The 7,426-nt window shown below is 76.8% G+C and carries 1 protein-coding gene (running past one end of the window); it reads right to left on the bottom strand.

Features of this window, described 5'->3' with window-relative positions:
- Positions 1-7,168, bottom strand: partial view of a type I polyketide synthase gene (locus ACFXAE_RS25780; RefSeq protein ID WP_384718927.1) — the start only. 21,485 nt of this gene lie to the left of the window's left edge; only the first 7,168 of its 28,653 coding nucleotides appear in the window; its start codon is at positions 7,166-7,168; the stop codon falls past the left edge of the window.
- Positions 7,169-7,426 lie beyond the last annotated feature (258 nt).

The following is a 7,426-nucleotide window of genomic DNA, read 5'->3' on the forward strand; positions in this document are numbered from 1 at the left end:
CGGGCTGGGTCCAGCCGGTCTCGTAGAGCGCGGCGGCCTCGGGGGTGCCGTCCTCGGCGAACAGGACGTCCTTGAGGGAGCGCGGCGCAGTGTCCGTCTCCGGGTCGGTGAGCAGCGGGTCGAGCTTCGCCACGACCTCGTCCAGCGCGGCGGCGAACTCCGGGTAACGGGCGTACAGTCCGCGGCCGGTGCCGGGGCGCTGGCTGCCCTGCCCGGTGAACAGCAGGGCGGTGCGGCCGGCGCCGCCGGTCTCACCGAGGACCAGTGCCGGGTCGGGCCGGTCGGCGGCGAGGGCGGCCAGGGCCCGCCGTACGTCGTCGGGGGTGCCGACGGCGACGGCGCGCTGCTCGAACGCGGGCCGGGTGGTGGCCAGGGAGAGGGTCACGTCGGCGGGCGCGAGGGCGGGGCGCTCGTCCAGGTGGGCCAGCAGGCGGGCGGCCTGGGCGCGCAGCGCGGGCCGGGTGCGGCCGGACAGGACCCACGGCAGGACGGCGGGGGCGTCAATGCCGTGGGTGCCGTCGGTGCTCGCGGGGCGGGGCTCGGGCTGCGGTGCGGGCTGCTCCAGGACGACGTGCGCGTTGGTGCCGCTGATGCCGAAGGAGGAGACGGCGGCGCGGCGGGGGCGGTCCGTCTCGGGCCAGGCGGTGTGCTCCTGGAGGAGCGCGACCGCGCCGGACTCCCAGTCGACGTGGCGGGAGGGGCGGTCGGCGTGCAGGGTGCGCGGCAGTTCGCCGTGGCGCATCGCCATGACCATCTTGATCACGCCGGCGACGCCCGCGGCGGCCTGGGTGTGACCCAGGTTGGACTTCACCGAGCCGAGCAGCAGGGGGCGTTCGGGGTCGCGGTCCTGGCCGTAGGTGGCGAGCAGGGCCTGGGCCTCGATGGGGTCGCCGAGACTGGTGCCGGTGCCGTGCGCCTCGACGGCGTCCACGTCGGCGGGGGTCAGTCCGGCGGCGCCGAGGGCCTGGCGGATGACGCGCTGCTGGGAGGGGCCGTTGGGTGCGGTGAGGCCGTTGGAGGCGCCGTCCTGGTTGACGGCGGAGCCGCGCACCACGGCCAGGACGCGGTGGCCGTTGCGGCGGGCGTCGGAGAGGCGTTCCAGGACGAGGACGCCGACGCCCTCGGACCAGCCGACGCCGTCGGCGTCGTCGGAGAAGGCCTTGCAGCGGCCGTCGGGCGACAGGCCGCGCTGGCGGGAGAACTCGATCAGGGAGGTCGGCGTGGACATCACGGTGACGCCGCCGGCCAGGGCGAGGGAGCACTCCCCGGAGCGCAGGGCCTGCATCGCCCAGTGCATGGCGACCAGGGAGGAGGAGCAGGCGGTGTCGACGGTGACCGCGGGGCCTTCCAGGCCGAGGGCGTAGGAGACCCGGCCGGAGGCGATGCTGGGCGCGGTGCCGCTGCCCTGGTGTCCCTCGAAGCGCTCGTCGGCGAGGGTGGCGGAGTAGTCGCTGTACATGACGCCGGCGAAGACGCCGGTGCGGCTGCCGCGCAGGGAGACCGGGTCGATGCCGGCGTGCTCCACGGCGGTCCAGGACGCCTCCAGGAGCAGCCGCTGCTGGGAGTCGGTGGCCAGCGCCTCGCGGGGGCTCATGCCGAAGAAGCCGGGGTCGAAGTCACCGGCGTCGTGCAGGAATCCGCCGTGGCGGGTGTACGAGGTTCCGGGGTGGTCGGGGTCCGGGTGGTACAGGGAGTCCAGGTCCCAGCCGCGGTTGACGGGCAGTCCGCCGACCGCGTCGGTGCCCTCGGTGACCAGGCGCCACAGGTCGTCGGGGGAGCTGACGCCGCCGGGGTAGCGGCAGCTCATGCCGACGATGACGATCGGGTCGTCGGCGGTGGCGGCCGGGCCGGCCGCCGGGGCGGCCGCGCCCGTGTCCGCGTCGCCGGTCAGCTCCTCCAGCAGGTGGGCGGCGAGCGCGGACACCGTGGGGTAGTCGAAGACGACGGTGGCCGAGGTGCGCAGACCGGTGACGGCGGCGAGCCGGTTGCGCAGCTCGACGGCGGTCAGGGAGTCGAAGCCGAGGTCCTGGAAGGCGCGTTCGGGGTCGATGTCCGTGGCGGAGGCGTGGCCGAGGACGGCGGCCACCTGGGCGCGCACCAGGTCGGTGACGGTCTCGGTGCGGGCCTCGGCGTCGAGCCGGGACAGCCGCTGGGTGAGGCCGAGGGCGGCCTCGGAGCCGGTGCGCACGGTGCGGCGGCGGGCCCGGATCAGGCCCCGCAGCAGCGGCGGCACCTCTCCCTGGCCGCGCAGCGTGGCCAGGTCGAGCCGGACGGGCAGGACGGCCGCGCGGGGCAGGGCGAGGGCGGTGTCGAAGAGGGCGAGGCCGTCCTCGGGGGTGAGCGGGGGCGTGCCGGAGCGGGACAGGCGGCGCAGGTCGTGCTCGGTCAGTTCGCCGGTCATGCCGGTGCCGGGCGCCCAGGGGCCCCAGCCGAGGGAGAGTCCGGGCAGCCCGCAGGCGCGGCGGGTCGCGGCGAGCGCGTCGAGGAAGGCGTTGGCGGCGGCGTAGCCGGCCTGGGCGGGGGCGCCGGCGGTGCCGGCGAAGGAGGAAAAGACGACGAACGCGGCGAGGTCGAGGTCGCGCGTGGCCCGGTGCAGGTGCCAGACGGCGTCGGCCTTGGGCCGCAGGACGGCGGTGAGGCGGTCGGCGGTGAAGGACTCCACGAGCCCGTCGTCGAGGACGCCCGCGGTGTGCACCACGGCGGTGGCGGGGTGGTCCTCGGGGATCGCGGCGAACAGCGCGGCGACGGCGTCGGGGTCGGCGGCGTCGCACGCCCAAAGGGTGACCTCGGCGCCGGACTCGCGCAGGGTGTCGGCCAGTTCGGCGGCGCCGGGGGCGTCGGGTCCGCGCCTGCCGACGAGGAGCAGGTGCCGTACGCCGTGTTCGGCGACGAGGTGGCGGGCGAGGACGGCGCCCAGGCCGCCGGTTCCGCCGGTGATCACGACGGTGCCGTCGGGGTTCCAGGCGGGGGTGTCCCGCTCGGCGGGCGGGCGGACGCGGGCGAGGCGGGCGCCGAGGACCGCGCCGTCGCGCAGGGCGGTCTGCGGTTCGTCGGCGGTGAGGGCGGCCGCGAGGGCGGCGGGGTCGGCCGGGGACGCCGGGTCGAGGTCCACCAGGCCGAAGCGGCCGGGGTGTTCGGTCTGCGCGGAGCGGACCAGGCCCCAGACGGCCGCCGCGGCGGGGTCGGTGACGCCGCCGCCGTCGGTGGCGACGGCGCCCCGGGTGACGAAGACCAGCCGGGAGCCGGACCGGGCCGGGTCGTCGAGCCAGTCCTTCAGGTGGCCGAGGGCGCGGGAGGTGACCTCGTGCACCGAGGTGAGCACGTGGTCCTCGCCCGCGCCGGCGACGGGGGCGAGGACCAGGTCCGGCGTCCCCCCGCCGCCGTCGGTGACCGTCACGCCGGCGGCGGTCAGGGCGGCGGTGAGGCCGAAGGGGTCGGTGCCGAGCAGACCGGCGGTCGCGGGCGGGGCGGTGCCGTCGGCGGAGGCGGTGATCCGGGTCCAGTCCAGGGCGAACAGCGCGTCCCGCTCCAGGGCGGAGGCCGCGGTGGCGCGCGCGTCCGGGGCGGTGCGCAGCACCAGGGAGGCCACGGAGGCGACGGGCGCGCCGGTGGCGTCGGTGACGGCGATCGACACGGCGTCGTCGCCGGCCGGGACGAGCCGCACGCGGGCCTCGGTGGCGCCGCTCGCGTGCAGGGTGACGTCCTGCCAGGAAAACGGCAGGCCGCCGTGTCCGTCCTCGCCGAGCGGGGCGAAGGCGGTGGCGTGCAGGGCCGCGTCGAGCAGTGCGGGGTGGAGGCCGAAGGAGGGCGCGTCCCCGGCGGGTCCGGCGTCGAGGGCGACCTCGGCGAAGGTCTCCTCGCCGCGCCGCCACACCGCCCGCAGGCCGCGGAAGGCCGGGCCGTAGCCGAATCCGGCGTCGGCGAGCGAGTCGTAGAAGCCGTCCAGGTCGACCGGCTCGGCGTCGGCCGGGGGCCACACGGCCGCGTCGAAGCCGTCCTCGTGGCGGGCGCCGGGGGCGAGGGTGCCGGTGGCGTGCCGGGTCCAGGGCCGGTCGTCGTCGCCGTCGGGGCGGGCGTAGAGGCTGAGGCTGCGGCGGCCGGTGTCGTCGGGCCCGGCGATCCACACCTGGACCTGGACGCCGCCGTCCTCGGGCAGGGCGAGCGGGGCGGCGAGGGTGAGGTCCTCGACGCGGTCGCAGCCGACCTCGTCGCCGGCCCGCACCGCCAGCTCCAGGAAGGCTGTGCCGGGCAGCAGGACGGTGCCGCGCACCGCGTGGTCGGCGAGCCAGGGGTGGGTGCGCACCGAGAGGCGGCCGGTGAGCAGCAGCCCGTCGGAGTTGGCGAGGGTGACGGCGGCGGCCAGCAGCGGGTGGTGGGCGGCGCCGAGGCCGGCGGCCCGTACGTCGCCGGCCGTGCCGGTGACGCCCTTGGGCCAGTACCGGCGGTGCTGGAAGGCGTAGGTCGGCAGGTCGGCGCGGTGGGCGCCGGTGCCCTCGAACCAGCGTTCCCAGCGCAGCGGAACGCCGTGCAGGTACAGGCCGGCGGCGGTCTCGGTGAGCGCGGTGGACTCGGGCCGGTCCTTGCGCAGGGCGGGCAGGACGGCGACGTCCTCGTGCCCGGCGGCGTCCAGGCAGGCGCGGCTCAGCGCGGACAGGGTGCCGTCGGGGCCGAGTTCGAGGAGCACACCGGTGCCGTGGGCGGCCAGCCAGGAGACGCCGTCGGCGAAGCGGACGGGGCGGCGGACGTGGTCGGCCCAGTAGTCGGCGGAGGTCAGCTGCTCGACGGTGGCGGGCGTGCCGGTGAGGTTGGAGACCACGGGGAGCGCGGGGGCCTGCGGGGACAGTCCGGCGACGATCTCCCGGAACTCCGCGAGCATCGGCTCCATCAGCGGCGAGTGGAAGGCGTGCGAGACGCGCAGCCGGCGGGTGCGGCGGCCGAGCGCGGTGAAGTGCGCGGCGACGGCTTCGACGTCGGCGGCGGTGCCCGCGACGACCACCGCCGAGGGGCCGTTGAGGGCGGCGATCGACACCCGGTCGGCGCGCTCGGCGACCAGCGGGGCCACCTCGTCCTCGGTGGCCTCGACGGAGACCATGGCGCCGCCCTCGGGCAGCGCCTCCATCAGCCGGCCGCGGGCGAGGACCAGGGTGCAGGCGTCCGCCAGGGAGAAGACGCCCGCGACGTGCGCGGCGGCGATCTCGCCGACGGAGTGGCCGGTGACGTGGTCGGGGGTGAGGCCCCAGGACTCGATCAGCCGGTACAGGGCGACTTCGAGGGCGAAGAGAGCGGGCTGCGCGTATCCGGTGCGGTCGAGCAGGGCGGCCTCGGCGGTGCCCTCCCCGGCCAGCAGCAGGGGGCGCAGCGGGCGGTCGAGTCCGGCGTCGAGGTGGCCGAGGATCTCGTCGAGGGCGTGGGCGAAGACGGGGAAGCGGGCGTACAGGTCACGGCCCATGCCGGGGCGCTGGGAGCCCTGGCCGGAGAAGAGCACGGCGAGCTTGGGGCGGCCGCGCGTCCGGCGGACGGTGAGGCCGGGCGTCTCCTCGCCGGCGGCGAGCGCCGTGAGGGCGGCGAGGGCGGTGTCGCGGTCGGCGGCGGTGAGCGCGGCGCGGTGCTCGAAGGCGGAGCGGGTGGTCGCCAGGGCGTGGGCGGCGTCGAGGGCGGTGAGCGCGGGCCGGTCGCGGAGGTGCGCCAGCAGCCGGCCGGCCTGCTCGCGCAGGGCGTCGGTGGTGCGGCCGGACAGCAGCCACGGCAGGACGCCGGGCTCGACGGCGGGGGCCGCGGGGGCCTCCTGGGCGCCGTCCGCGGCGGGCTCCTCGGCGGGGGCCTCCTCGATGATGGTGTGCGCGTTGGTGCCGGACAGGCCGAAGGAGGAGACACCGGCGCGGCGCGGGGCGTTCTCGCGGCGCGGCCACGGTACGGGCTCGGTGAGGAGGCGGACGGCTCCCTCGGTCCAGTCGACGTGGGTGGACGGCCGGTCCACGTGCAGGGTGCGCGGGAGCAGGTCGTGGCGCATCGCCATGACCATCTTGATGATGCCGGCGATGCCGGCGGCGGCCTGGGTGTGGCTGATGTTGGACTTCACCGAGCCGAGCAGCAGCGGCCGCTGCGGGTCGCGGCCCCGGCCGTAGGTGGCGAGCAGCGCCTGCGCCTCGACGGGGTCGCCGAGGACGGTGCCGGTGCCGTGCGCCTCGACCGCGTCGACCTCGGCGGCGGAGAGGCGGGCGTTGACCAGGGCGGCCTCGATGACGCGCTGCTGCGAGGGGCCGTTGGGGGCGGTCAGGCCGTTGGAGGCGCCGTCCTGGTTGACGGCGGAGCCGCGCACCACGGCGAGTACGTGGTGGCCGTTGCGGCGGGCCTCGGACAGCCGCTCCAGGACGAGGACGCCGACGCCCTCGGACCAGCCGGTGCCGTTGGCGGCGTCGGCGAAGGACTTGCAGCGGCCGTCTCCCGCGAGGCCGCCCTGGCGGGCGAACTCGACGAACGTGGTGGGGCTCGCCATCACGGTGACACCGGCCGCCAGCGCCAGCGAGCACTCCCCCGCGCGCAGCGACTGCGCGGCCAGGTGCAGGGCGACCAGGGAGGACGAGCAGGCGGTGTCGACGGTGACGGCGGGGCCGACGGCGCCGTAGAAGTAGGAGAGCCGGCCGGACAGGATGCTGGTGGCGTTGCCGGTCAGCTGGAAGCCCTGGACGTCGTCGTCGGGGCCGACGCGGTAGTCCTGCGGCATGGCGCCGACGAACATGCCGGTGCGGCTGCCGCGGACGCCGGACGGGTCGATCCCGGCGCGCTCGAAGGCCTCCCAGGAGGTCTCCAGGAGCAGGCGCTGCTGCGGGTCCATGGAGAGCGCCTCGCGCGGCGAGATGCCGAAGAAGTCCGCGTCGAAGGCGGGCGCGTCGTGCAGGAAGCCGCCGGCGAAGTCGGCGGGCCCGTCGCCGATCGCGGCCTCCCAGCCGCGGTCGTCGGGCATGGGGGTGATGCCGTCCTCACCGGCGACCAGCATCCGCCACAGGTCCTCGGGGCTGCTCACGCCGCCCGGGTAGCGGCAGCTCATGCCGACGATCGCGATGGGCTCGGTGGCCGCCGCCTCCAGCTCGCTCACCCGCTGCCGCGAACGCTTCAGATCGGCGCTCGCTCGCTTGAGGTAGTCCCGGAGCTTCTGTTCCTTGTCCATTTCAACGCAACCCATCTGGAAGAAGACCGGCGGACGGCTGGATATCCGGTGGGGACACCGGGTGTCCGGTGCGGCCGTTCGGCGGGACGACCGGGGTGTCCGGAGGAAGGGGGAGAGCGGGGGCGGGGGCCTGCCGGGCGTGCCCCGCGCGCGGTTTCACACCCCGCGCCGTGGGGGGCCGAAGAGGTGCCGGGGCCCCCCAGTAAGCGGCCGCACCCCGGCAACACGCCCGACCGGGGACGCCGCGGCCAAACCGCA

Origin of the sequence: Streptomyces sp. NPDC059454 (genome assembly GCF_042749965.1) — a bacterium.
In the GTDB taxonomy this organism is placed as follows: domain Bacteria; phylum Actinomycetota; class Actinomycetes; order Streptomycetales; family Streptomycetaceae; genus Streptomyces.